This is a genomic window from Pseudomonas sp. NIBRBAC000502773 (assembly GCF_006517195.1).
Lineage (GTDB): Bacteria > Pseudomonadota > Gammaproteobacteria > Pseudomonadales > Pseudomonadaceae > Aquipseudomonas > Aquipseudomonas marginalis.
Genome location: NZ_CP041189.1, coordinates 6438932 through 6465011 on the forward strand (window position 1 = coordinate 6438932; position 26080 = coordinate 6465011).

Here is a 26080-nt window from a genome sequence, read left to right on the forward strand (position 1 = left end):
TCCTTGGTTGAGTCAGAAGCGGTAGTCGGCTTTCACGTAGTAGAAGGCGCCTTCGGCACCGGCCGGGGAGATGCTCTGGTAGGCCACGCGCCCGCCGACAAAGCGGTTGGCCACGTCGATCTTGTCCGGGTAACTGTCGAATATATTGTTGCCGCCCAGGGTCAGGGTGAGCGCCTGGTTGATGTCGTAGGACAGGCTGGCGTTGCTCACCCATTGCGCCGAAAAGGTCTGGTCGCGGGCTTCGCCAAGGTTGGAATCGAGGGTGTAGGTGCCGTAGCGAATCGTGTTGACGCTCGCCTGCCAGGCGCCCTTGCGCCAGTCGGCACCGAGGATCAGCTTGCTGTTGGGCGAGGCGCTTTCCACATAGCTCAGGGCTTCGCGATTGATCAGGGTGATGCCGGTACCGGCCAGTGGGCCGGGGTTGTCCTTGATGTCGGTGACCTGGGTCTTGCTGTAGTTGAAGGCGCCGTTGAGGGTCAGCTGGCTGGCGTCGGCCAGGTCCAGGCGATAGTGGGCGGCGAGGTCCACGCCGCTGGTCTTGGTGTCGAGTGCATTGGTGAAAAAACTCACCCCGGAGTAGTTGCCGTAGCCTTGGTTGGCGAGGATCTGGCTGACCTGGGTGCCGCTGAGGGTTTCCGACAGGGCAATGCGGTCCTTGATGCGGATGTGGTACGCATCGAGGCTGACACTTGCACGCTCGAGTGGCTGCCAGACCACGCCGAGGGACAGGCTGGTGGATTTTTCCGGCTTCAGGTCACTGGCGCCCAAGGCGCGGGCGACCGGGGTGTTCACGCTGACGGTGCCGACCTGATAGGCGGTGGGGTCGCCGGCCTTGAACTCGGTCTGGGTCGCCGAGGTGCCGATCTGCCCCAGGGTAGGCGCGCGGTAGCCGCTGCTGAGGGTCGAGCGCAGGCCCCACTGCGGGGTGAAGTCGTAGCGCGCGGAGAACTTGCCGGTGCTGGTGGTGCCGAAATCGTCGTAGTGCTCGCTGCGCCCGGCCAGGCCCAGTTGCAGTTTGTCGGTGACTTGCTGCTCCAGGCCCAGGTAGCCTCCGAACACGTGGCGGGCATAACGGCCTTCGTCGCTGTCCTGGGTGCCGGGGAAGCCCTGGGCGCCGCCGGCACGGGCGGGCAGGGCGCTGCCGTGGGTCCAGGAGGCGAGGTCGCCGGCGATCACTTCATAGGCTTCGTTGCGCCACGCCAGGCCGCTGGAGAACACCAGCGGGCCTGCGCCCCAGCCGACCTTGAGTTCCTTGATGTGGTCGAGGCCGACGTTGGTTTGCTCATTGACCAGCGCCCCGGCATTGAAGCTCGTCGGGCTGGCGGCGCCGAGGCTGGCGTTGAGCGAATCGCTGAGGTGATAGTCGATGCGGTTGCGCCCGTAGTTGGCACTGAGGTCAAAGCTGCCAAGTTGCTCATCGCGAATCTTCACGCCGCTGGTGACCGAGGCATCCCGCGAGCGCACGTCGAGCAGTGGCAGGAAACCGTTGGGGTACACGGCCACCAGGTTGTTGGGGTCGATGGGCCGGCGAAAGGTTGCCTGGGATTCGCCGGTACGGTCCTGGTAGGTGGCGAAGCCGTACAGGTCGACCGTGTCGCTCAGGGACAGGCCGCTGTTCAGCGCCAGGTTCCAGTCCTCGAGGCCCGGCGAGCCGTAGCGCCAATGGCGGTCGGCATCCGCTTCACGGGCGTCGCCGCTGGGGTAGAACTGCCGGCCATCGGTGCCGCCGGTGGAGGTGCGTTCGCTGCGCAGGCCTTCGCCGCTGAGGGTGAGAAAGCCATCGCCGGGCAAGGTGAAACCGCTCCAGCCCCCACCGACCGGCGAAATCCATCGCCCTTGGTGTACTGGCCGAAGGTGCTTTGCACGGCGCCGCCGTGGTCCTGCTCCTTGAGCACGATATTGACCACCCCGGCAATTGCATCCGACCCGTATTGGGCCGAGGCGCCATCGCGCAGCACTTCGATATGGTCGACGGCGCTGACGGGAATCGTCGACAAGTCCACCGCCTGTGAGCCACGCCCCAGAGTGGCCTTGGTGTTGACGAAGGCCGAGGCATGCCGACGCTTGCCATTGACCAGCACCAGCACCTGGTCGGCCGCCAACCCACGTAACGACACCGGCCGCTGCGACGACACGCCATCGGTGCCGTTGACCTGCGGGTAGTTCACCGACGGCACCAGGGTTTCCAGGGCCTTGGCCAGGTTATCGGTGCCGGCGCGCTGCAACTGCTCGCTGCTGATCACATCCACGGGTGCCGCGCTTTGCAGCGCGGTGACGTCGCTGCGCCGGGTGCCGATCACCTCCACGGATTTCAGGCGTGGCGCCAGCGGTTCGCTGTTGGCTGCCGCTGCCGGGCTGGCCAGTCGATGGATCAACACTGCACCGCTGGCCGTCTGGCTGAAGCCCAACGGGGAGCCGCCCAAGGCAATGCCCAGCGCCTGCTCCTGGCTCAGTCGGCCCTGGATCGCGCGGCTCCCACGGCCTTCCACCAGCGGCGGGTCGAAGGCGATAGGGTGGCCGCTTTGCTGGGAGATGCTCAGCAGCACCTCATCCAGGGGGCCTGCGGGGATATTGAAGTCAATCACCCGTTGTACCGTCGCCGCGTCGTTTTGCGCCAACGCCAGGCTCGGCAGCGTCAGCCCGCCCATGGCCAATGCACACGCCAAAGGCGCCAGGGTGAATCCTGTTTTCAACATGCCAATCTGCTCCGGGTCGTGATGTTCTTTACGACCTTGAGCAACTTCGCGTGTGGATTTTCACTACTAAGTTAGAACGATTAGTTGGGTGTCTAGATGATTTAGTTGCGCTTATAAGCTTCGATCAAATGGGTCTAAGTGCGCAGTGAAAATATAAGGGACTATCTGCACAAGGGTACTGACAGCCAGAACGGGTTGTCCGCGCAAAGCATACAACGTTCACCGCGATGAACGTGTACGGCGGTCTGCACGCTTACGGAGAAGCTCATCAGGAGACAGATGCCCATGTCTGAAGTGCAAGTTCTACAGGTTCATGTCCAACGACCTAGCCGTTCGGTCAGTTGTGGCGAAAAAACGTTTCAGCTTAGCCTTCTCGCGGTAATCAAAGGAGGAGATTGCTATGTCTGAAGCCCTGGCTATTCGTTGCGAAAACACCGTGCCGCGCAGCATGGTGCACCGTGCCGCCGTCAGCGAAGTGTTCCTGACCGGCGCGGAACTGGTAAAGGAAGGACACTTTCGCTGCAGCGCTCAACTACCGCGTACCCACAGTTACTTCAGTGAACATACCCACCGCGCCGCACACTACGACATGCTGTTATTGCTGGAAGTATTCCGCCAGGCGTCAATTTATATCTCACATGCGTTCCTCGACGTCAGCGCCCAGGACAAGTTTATCTACCTGGACAGTGTGACCCGCGTGACCGACCGGAGTTTATTGGTGGTGGGGGATCGTCCGGCATCCGCCGAGATCGATGTCTACGTGGTGGATGAATACCTGCGCCACGGCGAGCGCAATGGCGTGACCCTGAACATGTCCCTGAGCATCAATGGCGAAGTGGCTGCACGCCACGAACGCATGAGCATTCGCTGGATGAGCGGCGCGGCCTGGAACAAGATGCGTGCCCGTGGCCTGGCGGCGATTCCCGCCAACGCCGACCCATTGGCACAGTTGCCGCCACCTTTGAGTCCATCCGCCGTAGGGCGTCACTGGCTGAACAATGTGGTGCTCGGCCGTGAACTGGAGCAGGGCGCCGCGACGCTGGTGGCGCCGCTGATCGTCGACCTGAACAACCCGGCGATCTTCGACCACCCCCTCGACCATATCCCCGGCATGCTGTTGCTCGAAGGCTTCCGCCAAGTGGCGCTGGTGGCGGCTGACCGGCAGTTGCAGGTCGGGCCCGAGCAGTTGCTGTTATCCCGCTGCCATGTGGTGTTCACCCGCTTCGGTGAGTTTGGTTTGCCAACCCAGGTGCGTGCGGACCTGACCTCCCTGGCCCGTGACGAACACGGTCGCATCACCTTGGCGCTGGAGGTCGAGCAGGGCGGTGCGGTGATTGCCACCGCTGAGCTCGAGTTGCTGCCGCTGGTCGCCAGCCAACCCTTGGCCCTGGTGGCGGGAGGTGTGCGATGAGCGACCTGCAATTTATCTGGTTCGATTTCGGTGGGGTGCTGTCGCCGCCGATTCCGGCGCTGTTCGAGCAATACCAGGTCAAGACCGGCCTGGCCCCGCACGTGCTGCAACAGGCCATGGGCGATGTGGCCGATGAGTTGGGCGTGCCCATGCTCGCGCCGGTGGAGAGTGCCTTGCTCACCGAGCGCGAGTGGGGCGAGCGCCTGGCGCAGGCCCTGCGCCGCCGTGACCCGCAGGTCGATTTATCCCGCGCTCACCTGCACACCTTCGGCGCGCAATGGTTCGCGGGGGTGCCGGCCAATGCGCCGCTGGTGGCCGCCGTGCGCGCACTCAAGCGTGCCGGTTTTCGTGTTGGCATCCTCACCAACAACGTGGTGGAGTGGGAAAGGCATTGGCGGGCGATGGTAGGCCTGGATGAGGTGGTGGACCTGATTGTCGATTCCAGCCGGGAGCGCAGCCGCAAGCCGGAGCCGGCGTTCTTCCAGGTGGCGACTGCGCGCTCGGGCGTCGCACCGCAGCACAGCCTGTTGATCGACGACGTCGCGGAAAACATCGAAGCCGCCGCCGCGCTTGGCTGGCAAGTGCTGCACTTTATCGACAACCACCAGGCGCTCGCCCAGCTGCAGCGCCTCACCGGTGTCAGCCTGTTGCAACCTGCCGTGGAGCCTGCCTGATGAATATCGCCGTGATCGCCAGACCCGAGGTCACCGTGGCGCGCATCCCGCAGTTGGATGCACCGCCGGCCTATCAAACCGCCAGCCCCGCCAATGGCCTGCCGAGGATTCTGCTGCCCAGCGGCCACCTGGCCTTTCACCTGACCCGTTACGAACACGTGCAGGCGTTGCTGCTGGATAACCGCGCGATACGCGCCCCGTGTAACGAAGAAGACGGTGCGAGCTTTTTGCCGACCATCACGCCGCCTGAACTGCTGCTCAACAACGACATCCCCGACCACGGTCGCCTGCGCAAGGTGGTGGCCCGGGACTTCAGCCCCAGTGGCGTGGCGTTGCTGCGCGACAAGGTGGAGCGCGCCACCCATGAACGCCTCGATGTATTGCAGCGCCAGGCGCCCGGTGCCGATCTGTTTGCCCAGGTGCTTGACCACATCCCCGCCACGGTGGATTGCCAGTTGCTCGGTATCCCCTTGAGTGACCGTGAGTATTACCGGCCCCTCAGCCATACCGTGCAGGTGGCGTCGGACGCGGATGTGCCGGAACTGCTGAACCAGTTCTGGGGCGTGTACAACTACCTGACGGACCTGGTCACCGGTGCGCGGCCCACCGATCCCGATGGACTGATCCAGCGCTTCGTCGCGACCCGCGCCGACAGCGAGCCGCCGCTCAACGACAAGGAGCTGGTGGGCATCCTCCTGGGGGTATTGATCGGCGGCGACCAGAACATCCTCACGGTGCTGACCAAATCGGTGTACACCCTGTTGGCGGCCCCCGAGCTGTGGCAGCAATTGGTCGACGATCCGGGGCTGATCCCGGAGGCGGTCGAGGAGCTGCTGCGCCTGATTCCCCTGGGCACCATCTCGACCTTCCCGCGCCTGGCCAGCGTCGACCTGGAAGGGCCGTGGGGGCTGATTCCCGCAGGCAGCATCATTTACGCCGATGCGTTTGCCGCCAACCGTGATCCGGCGGCGTTCCCCGAGCCCCTGGCGATTCGCCTGGACCGCAAGGGCGCGCGGCATTTGCAGTTCGGCTACGGCATGCACAACTGCATGGGCGCCGCCCTGGCGCGCCTGGAAATCACCACGGTGCTGCAGATTCTCGTGCAGCGCTTCCCGAACCTGCGCCTGGCGGTGCCGGCGGACCAGGTGCCCTGGGTCGATGGCATCATCCTGCGCCGTCCTGCCCGCTTGCCGGTGCACGGCTTCACTTCAACCTGACCTTGGAAGGACCCATGAAAACGACCTTTGCCGATACGGCTTTACTGACCATCATCCTGCTGGCGATCTTCGTCGTGCCCAGTTCCATCTCGGGTACGGCGCTCGCGTTGCCGGCCATCGGCGCCGACATCCAGGCGCCGCTGACCAGCCTGCAATGGGTGGTCAATGCGTTCAACCTGGCGTTTGCCTGCTTCACCCTGGCGTGGGGCGCGCTGGCGGATCGGCTCGGGCGCAAACGCTGTTTTGTCGCCGGCGCTTCGCTGTACGTGGTGGCCTCGGTGCTGTCCGCCGTGGCCGAGAGCGCCTGGCTGCTGGACGCGGCGCGGGGGCTGGCGGGCATCGGGGCGGCGGCAATCTTTTCCTGCGGCATCGCGATTTTGTCCACCCACTTCAGCGGCCCGGCGCGGCTGCGCGCGTTTGCCCTGTTCGGCACCGTTGCCGGCCTGGGCGTGAGCCTGGGCCCGACCTTGTCCGGCCTGCTGCTGGACAGCGTCGGCTGGCGCGCGATTTTCTGGGCCCATGGGGTGACCCTGGTGATCGTGCTGCTGGGCAGCCCGTTGATTACCCGCGATGGCGTGTTGGCTGAGCGCACCGCGCGCTTCGATGTGCCGGGGGCGACGCTGTTTGTGCTGGCCTTGCTGGCGCTGATGGTGGCGATTGTGCAGGGCTCGCAATGGGGCTGGACCAGCCGCGGTGTACTGGGCCTGGTGGCGGTCGCCGTGGTGCTGTTGGCAGTGTTTACCTGGCAGGAGCGTCGCCACCTGCAGCCGATGCTCGACCTGTCGCTGCTGGCGCGCGGGCCCTTCGTCGGCCTGGCGCTGGTCACCGTGGCGGCGTCGTTCGGTTTTGTGACCTTGCTCACGTACCTGCCGAGCTACCTGTTCGGCGTGCTGCAATTGAGCGCGACCCATGCGGGCCTGGCGATGTTGCTGCTGACGGTGCCGATGCTGTTTTGCCCGATCCTGGCGGGCAAGTGGGCGGCACGCGGGGTGTCGGCGATCGGCATTCTCAAGGCCAGCCTGATTGCGTTGCTGGTCGGTGTGGTGGCGTTGGCGCTGGTCAGCCAGGTCGGTGTGGCGCTGTGGCAACTGGCAGTGCCGCTGTTGCTGGTCGGCATTGGCATGGGCCTGTCGGCCGGGCTGGTGGATGGCCTGGCGCTCAAGACCGTGCCGGAGCAGAAGGCCGGGATGGCGGCGGGCCTGCTCAACACCTTCCGCCTGGGCAGTGAGGCGATTGCGGTGGCCTTGTATGGCTCGCTGCTGGCGACCTTGCTCGACAGCCAGTTGCGCGGCACGTTGAGCCGCCTGGCGCCCGACCCGGCGACCCTGCAACGCTGGATCGACGACGTCGCGGCCGGCAACCTCACCGCTTCCCTGCAAACCCTGGGCGCGGAGCAGGCGGCGACGGTGCACAGCCTGTTTATCGGCGGCTATGACAGCGCCTTCCATGGTGTGCTCTGGGCGCTGGCGGTGATCCTGCTGGTGCTGACCGTGGTGGTCACCTGGCTGGTACGCCCATTGCGCGAACAGGAACGCAGCGAGGCGCAACTGGCCACGCACTGAGCCACGCGCCATACCGCCTGCGACAGCTGCAGGCGGTGCTTTGGCGTGCCCGTAAAAGCGCCGAAGGTTATGCAAAAAATGCAGCTTGATGGCTTTTTTTATTCTTTTATCTGGTGATGCCCCCTGGGGCAAACTGGACTCACCTGCCCGGACGCAGGTCTACCTCAAACCGACAGGCCCACCACCACTTGTCCGCTGGCGTGTGCAGTCCATGAAGATTATGGACCTATGGACCCGAATGCTTTGCTCAAGACCCGCCTTATCGGCCAGATTTTCCAGCAGCACTACAGCTGGTTGTGCGCGCGTTTGTCGTACCGCACCGGTTGCAGCCACAGCGCCGAGGACATCGCCGCCGAGACCTTCCTCAAGGTGTGGATGCTGCCCGACCCCACGGCCATTCGCGAACCGCGCGCGCTGCTGACCACCATCGCCCAGCGGCTGATGTACGAGAGCTGGCGCCGGCGCGACCTGGAAAAAGCCTACTTGCAGATCCTCGCCGACGTGCCCGAACACGTGCACCCATCGCCCCAGGAACAGCTGATTCTGATCGAGAGCCTGTTGGCCATCGACCGGCTGCTGGACGGCCTGTCGGGACAAGCCAAGGCGGTGTTCGTGCACAGCCAGTTGGACGGCATGACCTACACGCAGATCAGTGAACGCCTGGGCCTGTCCCTGGGGCGCATCCACCAATTGATGACCCAGGCCCTGCGCGCCTGTTATCTGGGGTTGAGCGAGTGAGCAAACAGCCTTTGAACGACCCGGTGGCCGAGGAGGCCATCGGCTGGCTGGTGCAGATCCAGTCCGGCGACTTCAGCCCCGCCCAGCAGCAGGCGCTGGATGAATGGCGGGGCACCTCGGCCCATCATCGCCAGGTATACGCGCAACTGCTCGCCGGCCTCGATCAGCTCAAGGCCTCACCCTGGCGTGGGCGCTCCAGCGCGCAGTTGCTGCGTAGCCTGGAGCAACCCAACAGCCGTCGCGCATTCCTGCGTACCAGCCTGTGTGCGCTGGGATTGGCGGCGGGCGCGGGGTGGGGCTGGCGTTTTGAAGACGCGGGGCAGACCTACGCCACCGGCACCGCCGAGCGTCGCACCTGGCAACTGGCCGATGGCAGCACCCTCAAGCTCAATGCCCGCAGCGAGGTGGTCTCGACGCAGGCCGGGGACGCGCACAGCCTTGAACTGCGCACCGGCGAAATGCTGGTGAACCTGCTGCGTCCGCTGCAGGTCAAGACCCGCGCCGCCCATATCAGTGCCACCACGGGCCGCCTGATGCTGAGTGAACAGGACGGCGCGATGCGCCTGGTCACCCTGGATGCCGACGCGGTGCTGCACTTCGACGGCGGCGCGCAGCAACGGGTGGCCATGCACCAGAGCACGCTGTTCGACCACCAGCGCATCCTCACCCAAGTACCCATGGCCACCACCGAAACCGCCTGGCTCGACGGCTGGCTGGTGGTGCGCAACCAGACACTGGCCAGCGTGGTGGAAGCGATCCGGCCCTACCGCAAGGGCATCGTGCGCCTGGATGCCGCGGTGGCGCAGCTGCGCGTGAGTGGCCGGTTCCCGCTGGATGATGCGCGCCAGACCCTGGAGGCCTTGGAGCAAAGCTTGCCGATCAGGGTGACGCAGTGGGGTGGCGTGCTGGTGTTGATTGGGGCGCGGGTGTAGGCGAGGGCGATGCCCTCTTTGTGGGGCGCCTGTGCGGTGCGGGACCGTTGGGTTTCCATGCGTTGGTGCTCCCCTCGATATGCATCGGTGTGTAGATACCCGTGCCCTGATCTGAGGACATACGTAGCTGGCGAGGCTCTGAAAAGCGGCTAACCAGCCCTGGCTCGATGTCGATATCAGGCGACTGAGTGCCGTTATCAGGCTATTTTCGCGGCAGGGATGCCGCGTACTGTGACCCGTCATTAAGAAACGATGATCGCCTGACCTTCCAGTCAGTACGTCTTAACGTCGATCACAGAGAATAAAAAACAACGATGAATAGCCTGACTTCCAAGGATTCCAACGGCCAGCTGGCGCAGGGCTTCAAGCCGCGTCATGTCACCATGCTCTCCATTGCAGGCATTATCGGCGCGGGGCTGTTTGTCGGCTCCGGGCACGCCATTGCGGCGGCGGGGCCGGCCGTGATGCTGGCGTATCTGTTTTCCGGCCTGTTAGTGGTGCTGGTCATGCGCATGCTGGGGGAGATGGCGGTGGCCAACCCCGACACCGGCTCATTCTCGACCTACGCCGACCAGGCCATCGGGCGCTGGGCCGGGTTTACGATCGGCTGGCTGTACTGGTGGTTCTGGGTGCTGGTGATTCCCATCGAAGCCCTGGCCGCCGGGCATATCCTCAACCAGTGGTTCCCGCAGATCGACGCTTGGCTGTTCGCCTTGTTGTCGATCTTTTTGTTGGTGGTCACCAATTTGTTCAGCGTCTCCAAGTACGGTGAATTCGAGTTCTGGTTTGCCATGGCCAAGGTGGTGGCGATCATCGGCTTTATCGGCCTGGGAGGCGCGGTGCTGATGGGCTGGATTCCCGAGCGGGAGGCCAGCGGCTTGAGTCGCCTGATGGAAGAGCACGGCGGTTTCGCGCCTAACGGTTTGTCGGCGGTGGTCGGGGCATTCATCACCATCATGTTCAGCTTTATCGGCACGGAAGCCGTCACCATCGCGGCTGCCGAGTCCAATAACCCGGCGCAGAATATCGCCCGGGCCACCCGCTCGGTGATGTGGCGCATCGGCGTGTTCTACGTGTTGTCGATCTTCGTGGTGATTTCCGTGGTGCCGTGGAATGACCCGCTGTTGGCGTCGGTAGGCTCTTATCAGCGTGCCCTGGAGCTGATGAACATTCCCCACGCCAAGTTACTGGTGGACGTGGTGGTGTTGATTGCCGTGGCGAGCTGCATGAACTCGTCCATCTACATTGCTTCACGCATGCTGTATTCCTTGGGCAAGCGCGGGGATGCGCCCACGCTGATGAAAAAGACCTCCGCCGCGAGTGTGCCGAGGGCCGCCGTGATCGCCAGCACGATCCTCGGGGCTGGCGTGACCTTGCTCAGTTACTTCATGCCCGCCGGATTGTTCCAGTTTCTGCTGGCCAGCTCGGGCGCCATCGCCTTGCTGGTGTACCTGGTGATCGCCGTGTCGCAACTGCGCATGCGCAAGGTCCTGCAACGCCGTAATGTCACCCTGACGTTCAAGATGTGGCTGTTTCCCTGGCTGACCTGGGTGGTCATCGTCTTCATCTGTTGCGCATTGGCGGTGATGCTGTTGACGCCCGAGCACCGCTTTGAGGTGTCGTCGACCATCGGCCTAGCCTTGCTGATTTCCCTGGTCGGCGTGATCACGGCGCGACAGCCTGAAGGCACCCAAAAACCGATCCCCCTGGCTTCGCGCCCATGACCCCCCGGTCGGTCACCTGTTTGGTATTCGTGCTGCTGGATCAGTTCACCCTGATCTCGTTGGCGTCGGCGGTAGAGCCGCTGCGCATGGCCAACCAACTGTCCGGCCAGGAGCTTTATCGTTGGCACACCGCCAGTGTTGACGGCCACCCCGTGTGGGCCAGCGACGGCATGCCCATCACGCCGGACTGTTCCATCGTCGGTGCGCCCTCTGCGGATATCGTCGTGGTGTGCGGCGGCACGGGTATTCAACATACCCTGAGCGACGAACTGATGAAGTGGCTGCGGACCCAGGCGCGTTATTCCAAGCGCCTGGGCGGTATTTGTACCGGCAGTTGGGTATTGGCCCGGGCGGGGCTGCTCGACGGGTTTGAATGCAGCGTGCATTGGGAGTGGCTGGCGGCCATGCAGGAAGCCTTTCCACGGGTGAGCCTCAGCGCCAGCGTGTTCACCCTCGACCGCGATCGCCTGACCAGCTCGGGCGGCACCGCGCCCATGGATATGATGCTGCACCTGATCGGGCGTGAGCATGGGCATGAGTTGTCGGCGGCGATTTCGGACATGTTCGTGTACGAGCGCATGCGCAACGAGCAGGATCATCAGCGCGTGCCGCTCAAGCATATGCTCGGCACCCAGCAACCGAAGCTGCAGGAAATCGTCGCGCTGATGGAGGCCAACCTGGAAGAACCGATCGACCTGGATGAATTGGCCGAGTACGTGGCCCTGTCACGTCGGCAGCTTGAACGCATGTTCCAGAAGTACCTGCACTGTTCGCCCTCGCGCTACTACCTACGGTTGCGGCTGATCCGCGCACGCCAGTTGCTCAAGCAAACCCCCATTTCGATCGTGGAGCTGGCCTTGCTCTGCGGGTTTGTGTCCACGCCGCACTTCTCCAAATGCTACCGCGAGTACTTTGGCGTGCCGCCCAGTGACGAGCGACAGGTGACGGCGGGCGAGCGAGTTGGCATGTTGAGGCCGAAAATTCGCGCCGTACCTGTGCCGATGCCAATGAGTGCCCTGGAGCAGGCGCGAGGGGAGTCGACCTTTGCCAGTGTCCGGCTCAAGGCCAGGCGCTGAGAGTAGGTTGAGTGGCGCTGATCAGCGATGCTTGCGTTTCGAATTTCAGGCCCCACTCACGCTGGCTTCAAACCCGCATGAACGCCTTGATTCTCTCGCCGCACTGATCGGCACGAATCATCCCAGGCGCCGCATCCAGCGCAACCAGGCCGTCCTCCATGAAAATCACCCGGTCGGAAATGGACAGGGCGAAGTCCATCTCGTGGGTCACGATCAGCATGGTCATGCCTTCTTTGGCCAGGTCGCCGATGACCTTGAGCACGTCGCCTACCAGTTCCGGGTCGAGGGCTGACGTCGGCTCATCAAACAGCATGATATGTGGATCCATGGCCAATGCGCGGGCGATTGCCACGCGTTGTTGCTGCCCCCCAGACAACTGATGCGGATACTTGTGCGCGTGAGCCAGCAGTCCGACCTTGTCCAGCAGGGCGTAGGCGCGCTGCTCGCTGATGAGCTTGTCGCGGCCGTGATAGCGCGGCGCGAGGGTGACGTTGTCGAGAATGGTGCGATGGGGAAACAGGTTGAAGCCCTGGAACACCATGCCGATGTGCTGTACCCCACGGCGTACTTGTAGCGTGTTGGTGTTGTCACCGGCGTGGATATAGCTTTCGCCGAACAGAATGATCTCGCCTTGGTCGATGCTTTCCAGGGCGTTGACGGTGCGAATCAGCGAGGTTTTCCCCGAGCCGGACGGGCCGATGATGGAAACCACCTGACCCACATTTACATCAAGGTTGATGCCTTTGAGCACAGCGTGCTGGCCGTAGCGCTTGTGAATGTCGACCAGTTGCAGGGCGGGTGCCGAGCCAGGCCCGGAGGCTTTCCGAGCGCTTGCCGAAGGAGGGGCGGGTTGTGAGGCGCGTAGGCGTCCCATGCTGGTGTCATCCAGCGTCCGGGGTGTGCGGTTGTTGAGTTCCAGGTGGTGCTCCAGCCAATGAAACAGCCAGCCGAGCACGGTCACGATCAGCACGTAATACACCGCCACAGCCGACAGGGTTTCCATCACCAGGAAGTTTTTCGCGTAAAGGCGCTGGCCCACGGTCAACAGTTCGGTCAAGGAAATCACCGAGACCAGCGAGGTCAGTTTCACCACGGTGATGTATTCGTTGATCAGCGTCGGCAGGGAAATGCGGAACGCCTGGGGGATCACGATCAGGCGCTGCAAACCGATCAGGCCGATGCCCAGCGCGCGGCCGGCCTCTTTTTGACCTTTGGCCACGGATATCAAGCCACCACGGTGGATTTCCGCCATATAGGCCGCTTCGGTGACCACCAGGGCCAACAGGCCGGAATAGAACGGGTTGGACAGGACGCCACGGGTGACCGGGAACATCTGCGGCAGGTTATAGACGAACACCACCAGTACCAGCAGCGGCACGCTGCGAAAGAACCAGATATAAATCGACGCCGGCACGCTGATCCAACGCGCGGCCGAAAGCTTGGCCGAAGCCAGCAGGAAGCCCAGCAGCATGCCGATGAACCAGGCCAGCGTGCTGAGCTCCACCACCGTAATGCAGGCTTTCCAGAAGTCCGAGAGCGAAAACAGTGAAAAAAAGTAAGGCCATTCAAATTGCATGTGTCTCTCCAACTGCTGGCGTCGACACAGGCTTTACCTGGGCCGGGCAGTCAAGCGAAAGCCGCCGACTGTGGGAGCGGCTGCGCTCCCACAGGGCTGCACCGGGTCAGTTAGTCGGTTCTTCGAGGTTGTATTTCTTCAACAGGGCGGTGTATTCACCGGAGGCCTTGCTCGCCTCAAAGGCCTTGAGCAGTGCCTGATAGAGCGCGTCGTTGCCTTTCTTGACGTAAATACCCAGCGTTTGCTGGTAGATCGAGTGCTCGGTGCTCACCACGACGCGGCCCTTGGTGCGTTCTGCGATCATGCCGGCGGCGCCGTCGATCTCCACCTGAGCCTGCACATTGCCGGAGAGCAGCGCCTGGGTTACCTCCGGTGCGGACGGGAACTCGCTGACCATAATCGCGCCCTTGTTATTCGGGGTGCAGTAGTCGGTCGAGAGCGTGTTGAACTGCGTCACCCACGTGGTGCCTTTTTCCAGGCCGACTTTCAGGCCGCAGAGGTCTTCCGGTACCTTCGGTTTCAGCGGGCTGTCCTTCAGCACCATGATCGCTGCGCCGGTCTTGGCGTACGGGATGGTTTGCGCTTGCGTCTGCCGCTGGGGCGTGATGTACATGCCGGAGATGATCGCGTCGTAGTGGCCGGCGTTCAGGCTGAGGATCAGGTTGGAAAACTTGGTGTCGACGAAGTCGGCCTTGAGGTCCAGGTGCTTGGCGAGCAGGTGCGCCAGCTCGGGGTCGGAACCGACGACGTTTTTATGTTCGTCGTATGACTCGAAGGGCGGATAGGTGATTTCCATGCCGACCTTGAGTACGCCGGGTGTCACCGTCGTTGCTGCATGGGCGCCGGCCGCACCAAGGAGTGCGACGGCCAGCAGGGTCAAGCGGACAGCATGATTGATTGGATTGCGCATCATCGATGACTCCACGTCGGTAAAGTAGGGCTGGGCGGGTGGTTAAACAGGGCGGTGTGACCAGGCTGAGGGTTGCATCAGGACGCGTCCTGCGCCTGGCTCTTCAAGTGACCGAAGCTCGACGGCTTGCGTGCTTTCTCGTACAGCTTGAGTTCGCCCCGTTCGACTTTGCGGCGCAGGTACTGATAGGTCTGCAACGCTTGGCCGAACATGTGCTCACCGATGGTGATTTCCTCGTAATCCTTAGCGCCTTCAAGAAACTGTGGCAGTGGCTTGATCTGCGTATGGAAGTCGCACGCGTAGAAGAGTGGGAAGGCGTAGCGCTCTTCGCTGACGGTTCGCACTCGGTGAGCCGTAGCGACGAACGCACCCGCGGTCATGACCTCCAGCATGTCGCCGATGTTGACCACAAAGGCACCGTCCACGGGCGGCGCATCAATCCATTGCCCTTGATCGTTCATCACCTCGAGGCCTGGCTTGTCGGCAAGCAAAATGGTGAAGCACTCGTAGTCGGTATGCGCACCAATGCCGGGTGAATCTTGGGCGGCCAGGTCAAAGGGGTAGTGAATCAGGCGCAGTTTCGACGGTGGGCGGGTAACCAGTGCCTCGAAATAGTCCTCTTCAAGGCCCAATGCGAGCGCGAAGCCCTTGAACAGGCGACGCCCCAGCGCAAACACCGCAGCGTAGTACGCTTCGACGGCGGGACGGAAACCCGGCAGGTCCGGCCATTCATTGGCCCCGATCAAGGGGGTTCCGGCCCTGACCAGCGGGTCGTCTTCGCCCACTTCAAAACCGATATCGAACGCCTCCTTGTGGTCCGGTTTGCCTTTGGCATAGACCTCTTCGCCTTCAGGCACAAACCCCTTGTGGCTGCGGGAGGTGCCGATGTAATGCTGCATCTTGTACTCAAGAGATTGCGCAAACAGGTCCTTCGCCGCGTGACGCAAGCCGTCGATCAGCGACGACTCGATGCCGTGGTTCTTGATGTACAGAAAACCCACTGCGCGGGCGGCGTTACCGAGTTCTTCGGCCACTGCCTGGCGCTGTGCGATGTCGTCGCTGTACAGCCCGGCGATGTCCACCAGCGGAATGCGATTGAAGTTGGCGGCCTTTGGCGTTTGGTCAGGCATGAAATAACGCTCCTTATCGGGTTGAGGCACCGCTGAAACGCCGGAAATGCTCGCGCTCGGTAGTTGCCATCCATACGTTCAGCGACCACAGGTCGGCCACCGGCACATTGGTGAAGGGCAGGTGATGCAGGTAGCCGTCGGCACCGAACTCCGGTGTCAGCGTGCTGACCTGATAGCCGCGACTTTCCTGGGATCGCCAGATGGCCTCCCAATGCTGCTGATGGAAGGCCAGCGCTTGGGTGTACTCGGGAGCGGCGGGGTGGGGAACCTGGGGCCCCTGGTCATAACCGACCCGGGCTTGAATGTGGTGAACGCGCTCGACGAAAGCGCTGAGGTCATCTTCCGGATCGTTGAGCAGGCGCTCGCAGGTGACGACCCAATGACTGATGTCGCTGGTGAAGCGCAGGTCCGGCAGTTGGCGAATCAGCTCGAGGGTGACCCAGGGGTTGAACAACGAGCGCGCACGATGGGTTTCAAAGGCGCACACCTGGCCGTGCTTGCGCGCGACGTCCATTGCGCGGCCAAAGAAGTCGACTTGCTGTGCCAGTGGCCAGCGGTCGTTGCCAGCCAGCAGGTTGATGAAGCGCGGCGACAACTCAGCCGCCCAAGCGAGTTTTTTATCGAGGTCCAGCAGGTGTTCGTCGACGTTCGCCGATTGTTCCGGCAGAACATCGTAGGCGCTGAAGACGGTACTGATATAGCTGACATGGTTGGCGCGTAGAAAGGCTGCGAACTCGGCGCGTTCGCTGGCGGTCATGGGCAGGCGGGCTTCCATGCCATCGAACCCGGCGTCAAGCAACTCTTCGAGCGCTTGTGCCTTGCTCGCGGTGTAGCCCCATAACGTTCGGAATACTTCCAACTTCATCGATCTGCTCCAAAGGTGCCTTCGCATGATTGACACAGCGGCGTTTCGGCGCGGACCGAAACGCACAAAAACGGCAGTGACAATCAGAAAAGGCAATCTTCGGGCCGCATCTCTGTGGAAAGGCTCCTTTGTTGCCGCCAATAGTAGGGAGAGGCGCTTGGCGGAAAGAATAGGGAAGTGCAAATAGATAGTTCAGAGATTTCTAAACTATTGAGGGGCGACGGGTAACGCGCGGGTGACTGCGAATCTGAAGGCGACGGTAAAGCCGCCTCCTGCTTTATGGCTACTGGGCGTTCAGCCCGTCGAGAAACTTTGTGTGTTGCAACGTCCTGGAAAACATCGGCAGCGTGAAGCGTTCTGCGGCCTGTTGTTGTTTGTCGGTGAAGGTCGCGGTGCAATCGATCAGGGTCACCACGTTATAGCCCTTCTCATAACCCGATCGAACCGTGCCTTCGACACAGCAATTGGTCAGGAAGCCCGCCACCACCAGGGTCTGGATGCCGTTGTTGCGCAGCACCAGGTCCAGGCCTGTGGTAGCAAAACCGTCCAGCCCGCGCTTGCCCTCCACGAGGATGTCGCCGGCTTCCCGGGTAATCGCCTCGCTGATGTCGACGCCCCAACCGTTCATGTACGGGTTGAATCGAGCCAGACCGTGACACTCAGTCCGCGTTGTTGCGCGGTATCGGTAAACGACAATTGGACGCGTGCCCCGGTGCGCTCGGTGATCGCCTTGACGATGGACAAACCGAGCCCCGAGCCCGCCTCATCGGTGCCCAGGCCGCGATAGAACGGATCGAATACCCGTGCCTGTTCCTCGAGGGGGATTCCAGGCCCTGAGTCCTGGATCAGCAGCTTGACCGCACCGGGCGCCGACGCCACCGACAGATCGACGCGGCCGCCCGCTGGGGTATAGCGGATCGCGTTATCCACCAGGTTCTTGACCAGGGTAAACAGGTCCATCCGGTTGAAGGTGAGGTGCACATCCTGGGTGCTTTCGACGCCAATATCGAGCTGTTTGCATTCAGCCAATGGCAACAGGTCTTCCAGGACCTGTCGGTAGATTTCATGCACTGACACCACGCTTTGATCCCGGGCTGCCTCCGATTGCGCCGCGGCCAGGCTCAGCAGTTGGTCGATCAATTGGCGTCCGCGCTCGATACCCCGTGAAAGAGGCAGCAAGCGCTCGCGGGTCTGGGATGACATGTGCGTGGCGGCCAGTCGTTCGGCCTGCAGGGACAGGGCGGTCATGGGCGAGCGCAATTCATGGGCCGCGTCGGCAACGAAACGGCGTTGGTTGTCCATGGACCGGGCAACCCGTGCCAGCAAGCGATTGATGGCCACCACAAACGGGCGGATTTCGGTGGGCAGATGCTGTTCATGTATCGGGTGCAGTTCCTGTTCGGCGCGCTGATCTATTTCCGCCGACAGGCTGGCGATGGGGCGAAACAGCTTGCGCACCAGGTCGCCGACGACCAGCAACAGCACGGGAAACAGGATCAGGAACGGCAGCAGGCTGCGCCAGGCGCTTTCTCGTGCATCGTTGTCGCGGGCGTCGGACTCCTGGGCCACCGCAATACGCTCGCCGTTGGCGGTGGTCCTGACCAGTACACGGAAAGCCTCGCCCGCCACCTCGACCGTGGACAACCCTTCGGCCAAGTTGGCCGGGAATGGCAGTGGAATGACCTCATCGGTGAGACCCGAGGGATCGATACCGTCGCCAAGGTGTTGAATGATCAACCGGGACTCTTCGTCGTCGCCGTCGATGGTGGTGCCTTGCGGGTACTGCAGGGTCATGTGCTGGCGATCAAACAGGATCGCCACCTGGCGCAGGGTGTCGTCCTGCTGTTCGTGGGCTTCTTCGAAGGCTGAGACGAATGCAAACCCGCTGGCAATCAAGGCGACCAGCAAAATGGCCAGCGACAGGGCCACCGAAAGCCGCAGTTGTACCGATTCACTCAAGCGTTTCTTGACACCATCCATCCCATGCCCCTGACGTTCTTGATCACATGACTGCCCAACTTGCGCCGCAAGGCGTGAATCAGGAACTCGATGGCGTTGCTTTCAACTTCATTGCCCCAACCATACAGGCGCTCTTCCAGTTCGCTGCGCGAGAGGATCGCACCGGGACGGATCAACAGGGCTTGCAGCAGCGCGAACTCGCGGCTGGATAGCGCTATATCGCTGAGTTCGACGGTTGTCGCTTGCTTGGACAGCAAGTCCAGCGAGACCACGCCATTACTGAGCACGGGTAATGCATTGCCGCCCTTGCGGCGCAGCACGGCACGCATGCGCGCGAGCAATTCCGCCATGTTGAACGGCTTGAGCAGGAAGTCGTCGGCGCCGCCATCCAGGCCGCGCAGGCGATCATCCAGGCTGTCTCGGGCGGTAATGATCAGCAAGGGCACCGGGTTGTTACGCTCGCGGATGGTCGCCAGCACGTCGAGGCCGTCCTTGCCGGGCAGGCCAAGGTCCAGCAGCACCAGGTCATAGTGATGGGTGTCGAGTGCGGCCAGGCCGCTGAGGCCGTTCTTGACCCAGTCCGCGGCATAGCTGGCGTCGCTGAGTGCGCGCTGGATAGCATCGCCAATCATCGAATCGTCTTCGACCAACAGTATCCGCATGTCCCTCTCCGCAAAAAAACAGGCGCGGCAGGGCTGACTGTCGCGCCTGTATTGAAGCACCTGCGCGGGTATTTGTCCGCACCGGACGGTATCAGCCTTTCATCGCGTCGAATGCCTTGAGCAGGTCGTCCATAGCAGCCTTGCAATCAGCCTGTTTCGGGCTGCTGTCACGCAGTGCCGACAGGGCACGGTCGATGGCTTTGTCCAGTACATGCCAGTCACTGGCCGCGCGCGGCTTGATGCCGGCTTCGGCCGAGTCCCAGGTGGACTCCAGGTCTTTGATCCGGGCTTTCGCGCCAGGCAGGTCGTTTTTGTCGACCAGGCCGGCCACTTCGACGGCGATGCTGCGGAACTCGGACAGGTCGCCCAGTTTCGAGGCGGCCTTGCCCTGGCTGTTGGTCGAACCTGGCGTGACGGGGGCCTGGGGTTTATCGGCAGGTTTCGAGCAGCCGGCAGCGATACCCAACAACAGGATCGAAGCGGCGATTGCGGCGCGGCGAATAAGGTTTTGAACAGGGCGCATGATGAGGTCCTTGAGGGTAATTGAGTTATGGGCGCAGGGTTCTGCGGTTGCCGACGCCGATTTGTGCGACGGCCACCAACAGGACAATCACGCAGAGGAAGATCGCGCTGGTCCAGCTGGCGCCCATGCCCAGGCCGCCGTAGGTCTTGGCCTGGGTCAGCAAGTCGCCGAGGGAGGCACCGAAGGGGCGAGTCAGGATGTAAGTGATCCAGAAGGTCAGGACCACATTGGCACCCAGGCGCCAGGCGAGCAGGGTTGCGCCGATCATCAGCGCAAAAATCACCGCGCCCAGGGTGAAGCCCAGGCCCAGCGCTTCGGTGGCCAGGTCGCCGGCGGCGGTGCCGAGCGCGAAGGTGCACAACACGGTGGCCCAGTAGAACACCTCGCGCCGTGGGGTCACGATGGCCCGGATCGACAGGCTGCGTTCGGTGCGGTACCAGACCAGGAAGTTGAGGGCGAGCAGGACCGAGAAGATCACCGTGCTGGTATACAGGCTGACGTCGAGTTTATCGGTGAGGATGTCGGTGATCTGCGTCCCGACAATGCTCACCAGCACCACGGTCAGCCAGTAGATCCAGGGGGTGTAGGCTTTGGTGCGCAGCTGGAAAAACAGCGCGATGGCCAACAGGGCGGCCATGCCGATGCTGGTCCAGCCGGCACCCAGGCCCGCATCGACGGCGAGATAGTCCGCGCCGGTTTCGCCCACGGTGGTGGACAGGATCTTGATCACCCAGAATGACAGGGTCACCTCGGGTACTTTGTTCAGCCAGCGGGCTGCTGTGGCATTCATCGGGTTTACCTCTCCTGTGCGCGGTGGTGGCGCAGGGGAGAAGGTACGGCACGAAACTTAGCCGGGACTGAGGGCCGGCGACCTATGCGGAAAATACATGCGCCACGCCGATTGTCGTCAGCTGCACCGTGCTGCCGGTCAAGGGCGCCTGCAGGCCCGAACTGCGTACCAGGATCGCGCGCCCCGGTGCGCCATCGTCAGGCTGCAGCGCCACGGTCAGGGTGCAGGTGTTCCCGCCAAAATCACGCTCGGTCACCACGCCCTGGCAGCCGGCGCCTGACCCCGTGCTGACCTGCAACTGCTCGGGGCGCAGCATGATCTGTGCAACGGGACAATTGTCCAGGCTGTTGACCGCGATACGGCCCAGTTCGCAATGGGCCCATCCGGCTTCGAGCCTGGCAGGCAGGATCACTGCATCGCCCAGGAACAAGGCGGTCTGTTGGTCGCCGGGGGACTGGTACAGGTCCATCGGATGGCCGGACTGCACCAGGCGTCCCTGACGCATCACGGCCAGTTGATCGGCAAACGACAGCGCCTCACTCTGGTCGTGCGTCACCAGAATCGTGGTAATACCGGCGTCGCTCAGCAGCCGTGCGACCATCTTGCGCATCGCTGCTCGCAGGCCGGTGTCCAGCGCCGAAAAGGGTTCATCCAGCAGCATTAGGCGTGGTTGTTGCGCCAGTGCACGGGCCAGGGCCACCCGTTGTTGCTGCCCGCCGGACAGTTCGTGGGGCCAGCGCCGCGCCATGCTGGCTTCAAGGGCCACGCTGTCCATCAGTTCGGCGATGCGTGTTTCGCGTTGCGCGCCCTTGGCGGCCAGGCCAAAGGCGATATTGTCGGCCACGCTCATATGCGGGAACAGCGCACCGTCCTGCGGCACATAACCGATCTGGCGTTGATGGGCCGGGACGGCGTGCGTGGCGTCGACCAGCAGTTGGCCATTGAGCGCAAGGCTGCCGCTATCGGGAAACTCGAATCCGGCGATCATCCGCAGCAGCGTGGTCTTGCCTGAACCTGACGGCCCGACGATCACCGTTCGGCTGCCGGTGGGCACCGACAGGTTGACGTCGGCCAAGGCGCGCTGGCTGCCGAAGGACTTACAGATTGCATTGAGTTCGAGGGCGTTCATCGGCCAGCCGTGCGTTTGGATTGGTGATAGAGGAGGCCGGTCAACGGCAGGGACAACAGGATCATGATCAGCGCGTAGGGGGCTGCGGCGGCGTAGTCAATTTCACTGGTCATTGCCCAGAAGCCGGTGGCCAGGGTGCGGGTGCCGTTGGGGGCCAGCAGCAATGTGGCGGTCAGCTCATTGGTGATCGCCAGGAACACCAGTGCGGCACCGGCCGCTGCACCTGGTGCGGCCAGGCGCAGGGTGATCAGCCAGAGTGCACGGGCGGGCGAGCGGCCGAGGCTGCGTGCCATGTGTTCCAGCTCCACCGGCGCCTGGGCGATTCCGGCCCGCAAGCTCACCAGCGCCCTTGGCAAAAACATCAGCAGGTAGGCGAGCAGCACGGTGATCGTGGTCTGGTAGATCGGTCGCGCGAAGTGAATGGTCACGGTCACCAGTGCCAGCGCGACGACGATGCCGGGCAAAGAGCTGGTGATGTAGTTGCAGCTCTCCAGGATGCGCTGCAAGCGCCCTGGCGCACGTATCGACAGCCAGGCAATCGGTACCGCCGCGCCGGTGGTCAGCAGCGCTCCGGCAGCGCCGAGCAACAGGGTTTGCTCGAGGGCCGGCAGCAGTTCATTCATCTGCCACACGGCCACGCCGCCGGCGACCAACCATTTGCCCAGGGTGATCAGCGGCACACCCAGGGCCAGCGCGCAGGTGAACGCTTGCAGGCCAAGGGCGGCGATGCGGATGGGAGTGCCCAGGCGCAGGGTGCGCTGGTCCCGGGCACTGCCCGAGCCGACCCGTGCATAACGCGCGGCACCGCGGGCCGCCGATTCGATCGTCAGCATCGCCAGGCAGCACAGTGCCAATACCGCCGCCAGCATGTTGGCGGCCGGGCCATTGAAGGTCGACTTGAACTGGTCGAAGATCGCCGTGGTGAAGGTGTCGAAGCGGATCATCGCGTACAGGCCGTATTCGGCCAGCAGGTGCAGGCCCACCAGCAGCGCGCCGCCGCAGATCGCCAGGCGCAACTGCGGCACCACCACCCTGAAGAACACCGCCCAGGGTTTGAGCCCCAGGGATTCGGCTACGTCTTCGATAGCAGGATCGAGCCGCCGCAACGTGGCCGCCACTGGCAGGTACAGAAACGGAAAGTAGGCGATGACCGAGACCAGCACGCCCGCCGGCAAGCCATGGATCGACGGCACCAGGCTGACCCAGGCATAGCTGTGCACAAAGGCCGGCACCGCGAGGGGAGCCACTGCCAGCAATGACCACAGACGGCGTCCCGGCAGGTCGGTGCGTTCGGTCAACCAGGCCAGCGCGACGCCCAGCGCCACGCACAAGGGCAGGGTGATGACCACCAGCAATACGGTGTTGACCAGCAACTCGGCAACCCGAGGCCGGAACACCAAGGCCTCGATCTGTGCCCAGCCGATTTGCCAGGACACACCGATCACGAAGGCGATGGGCAACAGGGCCAGCAGCGAAACCAGCACCGATAAACCGGTGACCCATGCGCCGCCACGCCTGAAAAAACGCGCGTGGCTGCGCTGTGAAGGTCGCGCGGGTATCGACCGGGCGGCAGCCGCCTCCAGGGTTTCAGGCAACAATCAGAGGAGTCCGGCCTGGGTCATCAATGCGACGGCTTTTTTGCTGTCGAGTTTGGACGCATCAACCTTGGGAGCATCGAGCTGCGTCAGCGATACCAGCTTGGGGTTCGACTCGGCGTTCCGGCCCACGGCGTACTCGAACGAATTGCCGCTCTTGAGAATCGCCTGGCCGTCCGGGCCGGTGATCCACGCCAGGAAAGCCTGGGCCTGCTCCTTGTGTGTGCTGGAGGCCAGCACGCCGGCACCGGAGATGCTGACGAACGCGCCCGGGTCCTGGTGCTTGAAGTAGTGCAGTGAAGTGTTCTTGCTGTTTTCGCCGGTCTTGGACTGATCGACGAAGCTGTAGTAGTGGTAGATCACGCCACTGTCGACCTGGCCGGCATTGACGGCCTTGAGTACCGCACTGTTGCCGCGGTAAATGCTCGCGTTGGCTTTCATTGCCTTGAGCCAGTCGAGGGTGGCGGCCTCGCCCTTGAGTTCGAGCACGGCAGCGACGATCGCCTGGAAGTCGGCCCCGGCCGGGGAGGCGGCCCAGCGGCCTTTCCAGTGGGGAGAGGCAAGGTCCATCAGGGATTTGGGCAGGTCGGCTTCCTTGAGCGCGCCCGGGTTATACACAAACACCGTCGAGCGCGCAGCGATACCCACCCATTTGCCGTGGGCCGGACGATAGGCCGCACCGACCTGTTCCAGGGTGGTCGGCGCCACGGGGGCAAACAGCCCGGCGTTATCGACCAGCACCATCGCCGGTGAGTTTTCGGTGAGGAACACATCGGCCGGGGAGGCAGCACCTTCCTGCACAATCTGGTTGCCCATCTCGGTGTCATCGCCATTGCGGATGGTCACGGGAATCCCGGTTTCCTGGGTAAACCCTTCGACCCACGCCTTGGTCAGGCTCTCGTGCTGGGCGTTGTACACCACGATGCCAACGCTGTCGCTCGCGGCATAGACGTGCCCGGCGGCGAGCAGCGCGCCGACCAGCAGGGCTTTTTCAAGGAACGACGGAAAACCGATAGTCATGAGAGGGCAAGCTCCTGATGGTGAGGGTGTGCTTGAGGAATATAGCTGGAGATTCCTGACCAATAGGAATCATTTGCATGCTGAGGCGCGGCGAATGTAGAGCCGGGAATGAAAAAAAAACGTGAAAAAAAGGTGAGTTTTACCGAGCGCGCGCCCATGGTGTTTGCAGGCATGTGTCATTCACCCGAAATGGCGCGCTACGGCAATTACTAAGTTCTGAAGCGAAGCACCAGGTCGTTCAGGTTTACAGCCAACCGTGACAGCTCATTACTTGCCGTCAGCGTCTGGCGAGTGCCTTCGCTGCTTTGAACGGCAAGGTCGCGGATGCTTATCAGGCTGCGATCCACATCACGCGCTACGTGAGCCTGTTCCTCGGAGGCGGTTGCGATCTGGATATTGCGATCGTTGATTTCGAGTACGGAATCTATGATCTGGCGCAGCGACTGGCCGGCTTGCTCCGCCGTATCTCGCGTGCTGTAGACCTCAGACGTGCTCATCTGCATCGATTCGACGGCGGCTGAGGAGCCTGTTTGAATCGTCGAGATCATCTGTTCAATTTCCTGGGTAGAGGTTTGGGTGCGGTGCGCCAGTGCCCTGACTTCGTCGGCGACCACTGCAAAACCGCGGCCTTGTTCTCCTGCGCGGGCTGCTTCAATTGCAGCGTTCAACGCCAGCAGATTGGTTTGCTCGGCAATCGCCCGGATAACGCCGAGTACCTTGCTGATGTCTTGCGCCTGGCCTGCTAGCGCTTTTACCTGCTCCGAGGAAACTTCGACTAACCCCGTCAGGCCGCGCATGGCCGTGAGCGTTTCAGTGACCCTTTTATTGCCAAGATCGGCTGCCAGGCTGGACTGCATTGCGGCTTCCGAGGTGGAGTTGGCATTGCGGGCAACCTCTTCGACAGCAGCGCTCATCTCGGTGACGGCCGTGGCAGCCTGCTCTATCTCGCTGTTCTGCTGTTGCAAGGTGCGATCAGCACTTTCCGTGATCGAAATCATCTCGACGGCAGCGCTGCTGAGTTGAGCTGAGGCGCCTGATATTTCCAGTATCGTGCTCCGGAGGTTCTTCTGCATGATATTGAGCGCATGCATCAAGCGGGATGCTTCATCCGAACCGGTGACTTCCAGGTCATGGGTAAGGTCGCCGGCCGCGATATCTTCCGCCAGTTTGAGGGACGAACTGATGGGGTTCACAATACTGTTGGTGAACAACGTGGCCAGCAGGGTAGTGAGCGCAAAAGCCACCACCAGCACAGCTATCAGTACCCTGACGCTATGGGTATAAACCTCTGCTGCATCCTGCCCCGACAAAACCGCCTGGCGTGCATTTTGCTCACGTAGAAGTGTGAGCTGCTCTTGATAGGCACTGGCCCGCTGTGCCTGCTCGGTGTTGGCGAACGAGATCGCTTGTTCATGGTCAGGCTGATCGAGGGCGAGTACTTTTTTCAGGCCCTCAATGTAGGCATCCATTGTTTGGCTGGCCTTCTCAAACTGCAGTTGATCCTGTTCGCCGGAGATCAGGTTGTCACGATAAAACGCGCTCTTCGCTTCAAGCGTTCGCATGGCCTCTTCGACCTTTGACAGCGATGCATCATGCACGTCTTTGGAGGTACTCGAGAGCATGCGGATACTCTCAAGGCGCGCATGCAGAAGGGCGATCTGAATATCGTCAATCACCTGGATGCTCGGCAGGGAGTTTTGCTCGATGTTCTGCTCCGCCGTGCGCAAATGACCGATTTGTAAATAGGAGAAGCCTGCCAAACTGATCAGCAAGAGGGTGATCAGACCGAAGCAGACGAACGCTCTGCGCGCGATATTCAAGGATCTTAGTTTCATATAGGCCTCCGAAGGCCGAGGTGTCAGGGGAGGGGGCAGCCCCTGCGTCAGTTTTT

General features: G+C 62.5%; 23 protein-coding genes. 8 read left to right on the plus strand and 15 right to left on the minus strand.

Translation table 11 applies throughout. The annotated features are described in order from the left end of the window. Window positions 1–12 precede the first annotated feature (12 nt). Both NIBR502773_RS29405 and NIBR502773_RS31100 read right to left on the minus strand, forming a co-directional pair. A complete protein-coding gene (locus tag NIBR502773_RS29405) occupies window positions 13–1626 on the minus strand; it encodes a TonB-dependent receptor domain-containing protein (RefSeq protein WP_257228312.1) in 1614 nt (537 codons plus the stop codon). Next, window positions 1617–2696: an STN domain-containing protein gene (locus tag NIBR502773_RS31100; protein WP_141157663.1), complete on the minus strand. Its 1080-nt coding sequence runs from the start codon at window positions 2694–2696 to the stop codon at window positions 1617–1619. The genes NIBR502773_RS29405 and NIBR502773_RS31100 overlap by 10 nt, the downstream gene beginning before the upstream one ends. A gap of 400 nt (window positions 2697–3096) precedes the next feature. Between NIBR502773_RS31100 and NIBR502773_RS29415 the strand changes: the two genes are divergently transcribed. The 8 genes from NIBR502773_RS29415 to NIBR502773_RS29450 all read left to right on the plus strand — a co-directional run bounded on the left by NIBR502773_RS29415 (window position 3097) and on the right by NIBR502773_RS29450 (window position 12030). Next, on the plus strand, window positions 3097–4107 hold the full coding sequence (locus tag NIBR502773_RS29415) for a ScbA/BarX family gamma-butyrolactone biosynthesis protein (RefSeq protein ID WP_141157664.1): 1011 nt from the start codon (window positions 3097–3099) through the stop codon (window positions 4105–4107). Beyond that, window positions 4104–4781, plus strand: coding sequence for an HAD family phosphatase (locus NIBR502773_RS29420; protein ID WP_027606695.1), 678 nt, complete (start codon window positions 4104–4106; stop codon window positions 4779–4781). Before NIBR502773_RS29415 ends, NIBR502773_RS29420 begins: the two co-directional genes overlap by 4 nt. After that, a complete protein-coding gene (locus NIBR502773_RS29425; protein ID WP_141157665.1) occupies window positions 4781–5998 on the plus strand; it encodes a cytochrome P450 in 1218 nt (405 codons plus the stop codon). Before NIBR502773_RS29420 ends, NIBR502773_RS29425 begins: the two co-directional genes overlap by 1 nt. Before the next feature lie 14 nt (window positions 5999–6012). Beyond that, window positions 6013–7560: an MFS transporter gene (locus tag NIBR502773_RS29430; RefSeq protein ID WP_141157666.1), complete on the plus strand. Its 1548-nt coding sequence runs from the start codon at window positions 6013–6015 to the stop codon at window positions 7558–7560. Window positions 7561–7788: 228 nt separating this feature from the next. Beyond that, window positions 7789–8298, plus strand: a complete 510-nt coding sequence (locus NIBR502773_RS29435) for a sigma-70 family RNA polymerase sigma factor (RefSeq protein ID WP_065927404.1) — start codon at window positions 7789–7791, stop codon at window positions 8296–8298. After that, the gene (locus NIBR502773_RS29440; RefSeq protein WP_141157667.1) at window positions 8295–9230 is read left to right on the plus strand and encodes a FecR domain-containing protein; all 936 of its coding nucleotides are present in this window, start codon (window positions 8295–8297) and stop codon (window positions 9228–9230) included. Before NIBR502773_RS29435 ends, NIBR502773_RS29440 begins: the two co-directional genes overlap by 4 nt. A gap of 314 nt (window positions 9231–9544) precedes the next feature. Continuing rightward, the gene (gabP, locus tag NIBR502773_RS29445) at window positions 9545–10954 is read left to right on the plus strand and encodes a GABA permease (protein ID WP_141157668.1); all 1410 of its coding nucleotides are present in this window, start codon (window positions 9545–9547) and stop codon (window positions 10952–10954) included. After that, entirely contained in the window at window positions 10951–12030 is a 1080-nt protein-coding gene (locus NIBR502773_RS29450; RefSeq protein ID WP_141157669.1) for a GlxA family transcriptional regulator, read from the plus strand. The genes gabP and NIBR502773_RS29450 overlap by 4 nt, the downstream gene beginning before the upstream one ends. 67 nt (window positions 12031–12097) lie before the next feature. On the opposite strand, the gene NIBR502773_RS29455 is transcribed toward NIBR502773_RS29450, so the two are convergent. The 13 genes from NIBR502773_RS29455 to NIBR502773_RS29515 form a co-directional block, all read right to left on the minus strand. Beyond that, window positions 12098–13606, minus strand: a complete 1509-nt coding sequence (locus tag NIBR502773_RS29455; RefSeq protein WP_141157670.1) for an amino acid ABC transporter permease/ATP-binding protein — start codon at window positions 13604–13606, stop codon at window positions 12098–12100. 106 nt (window positions 13607–13712) lie between these two features. Continuing rightward, a complete protein-coding gene (locus NIBR502773_RS29460) occupies window positions 13713–14516 on the minus strand; it encodes an ABC transporter substrate-binding protein (RefSeq protein WP_027606662.1) in 804 nt (267 codons plus the stop codon). A 77-nt stretch (window positions 14517–14593) separates the two neighbouring features. Then, the gene (locus NIBR502773_RS29465) at window positions 14594–15646 is read right to left on the minus strand and encodes an isopenicillin N synthase family oxygenase (protein WP_141157671.1); all 1053 of its coding nucleotides are present in this window, start codon (window positions 15644–15646) and stop codon (window positions 14594–14596) included. Between the two features lie 13 nt (window positions 15647–15659). Next, entirely contained in the window at window positions 15660–16511 is an 852-nt protein-coding gene (locus NIBR502773_RS29470) for a sugar phosphate isomerase/epimerase (protein WP_115487382.1), read from the minus strand. A gap of 283 nt (window positions 16512–16794) precedes the next feature. Beyond that, window positions 16795–17139, minus strand: a complete 345-nt coding sequence (locus NIBR502773_RS29475) for a cysteine hydrolase family protein (protein WP_257228086.1) — start codon at window positions 17137–17139, stop codon at window positions 16795–16797. Beyond that, on the minus strand, window positions 17136–18491 hold the full coding sequence (locus NIBR502773_RS29480; protein WP_115487381.1) for an ATP-binding protein: 1356 nt from the start codon (window positions 18489–18491) through the stop codon (window positions 17136–17138). The genes NIBR502773_RS29475 and NIBR502773_RS29480 overlap by 4 nt, the downstream gene beginning before the upstream one ends. Continuing rightward, the gene (locus NIBR502773_RS29485) at window positions 18467–19132 is read right to left on the minus strand and encodes a response regulator (RefSeq protein ID WP_115487380.1); all 666 of its coding nucleotides are present in this window, start codon (window positions 19130–19132) and stop codon (window positions 18467–18469) included. The genes NIBR502773_RS29480 and NIBR502773_RS29485 overlap by 25 nt, the downstream gene beginning before the upstream one ends. A 91-nt stretch (window positions 19133–19223) precedes the next feature. Continuing rightward, entirely contained in the window at window positions 19224–19655 is a 432-nt protein-coding gene (locus NIBR502773_RS29490) for a hypothetical protein (protein WP_027606657.1), read from the minus strand. A gap of 25 nt (window positions 19656–19680) precedes the next feature. Continuing rightward, window positions 19681–20445, minus strand: a complete 765-nt coding sequence (locus NIBR502773_RS29495) for a hypothetical protein (RefSeq protein WP_115487379.1) — start codon at window positions 20443–20445, stop codon at window positions 19681–19683. Between the two features lie 82 nt (window positions 20446–20527). Beyond that, a complete protein-coding gene (locus NIBR502773_RS29500) occupies window positions 20528–21574 on the minus strand; it encodes an ABC transporter ATP-binding protein (RefSeq protein ID WP_141157672.1) in 1047 nt (348 codons plus the stop codon). Continuing rightward, on the minus strand, window positions 21571–23169 hold the full coding sequence (locus NIBR502773_RS29505; RefSeq protein WP_373682403.1) for an ABC transporter permease: 1599 nt from the start codon (window positions 23167–23169) through the stop codon (window positions 21571–21573). Before NIBR502773_RS29505 ends, NIBR502773_RS29500 begins: the two co-directional genes overlap by 4 nt. A 3-nt stretch (window positions 23170–23172) precedes the next feature. After that, window positions 23173–24189 (minus strand): iron ABC transporter substrate-binding protein, encoded by a 1017-nt coding sequence (locus tag NIBR502773_RS29510; protein ID WP_141157673.1) that lies wholly within the window; start codon window positions 24187–24189, stop codon window positions 23173–23175. Window positions 24190–24398: 209 nt separating this feature from the next. Continuing rightward, window positions 24399–26024: a methyl-accepting chemotaxis protein gene (locus NIBR502773_RS29515; RefSeq protein ID WP_141157674.1), complete on the minus strand. Its 1626-nt coding sequence runs from the start codon at window positions 26022–26024 to the stop codon at window positions 24399–24401. Window positions 26025–26080: the final 56 nt, after the last annotated feature.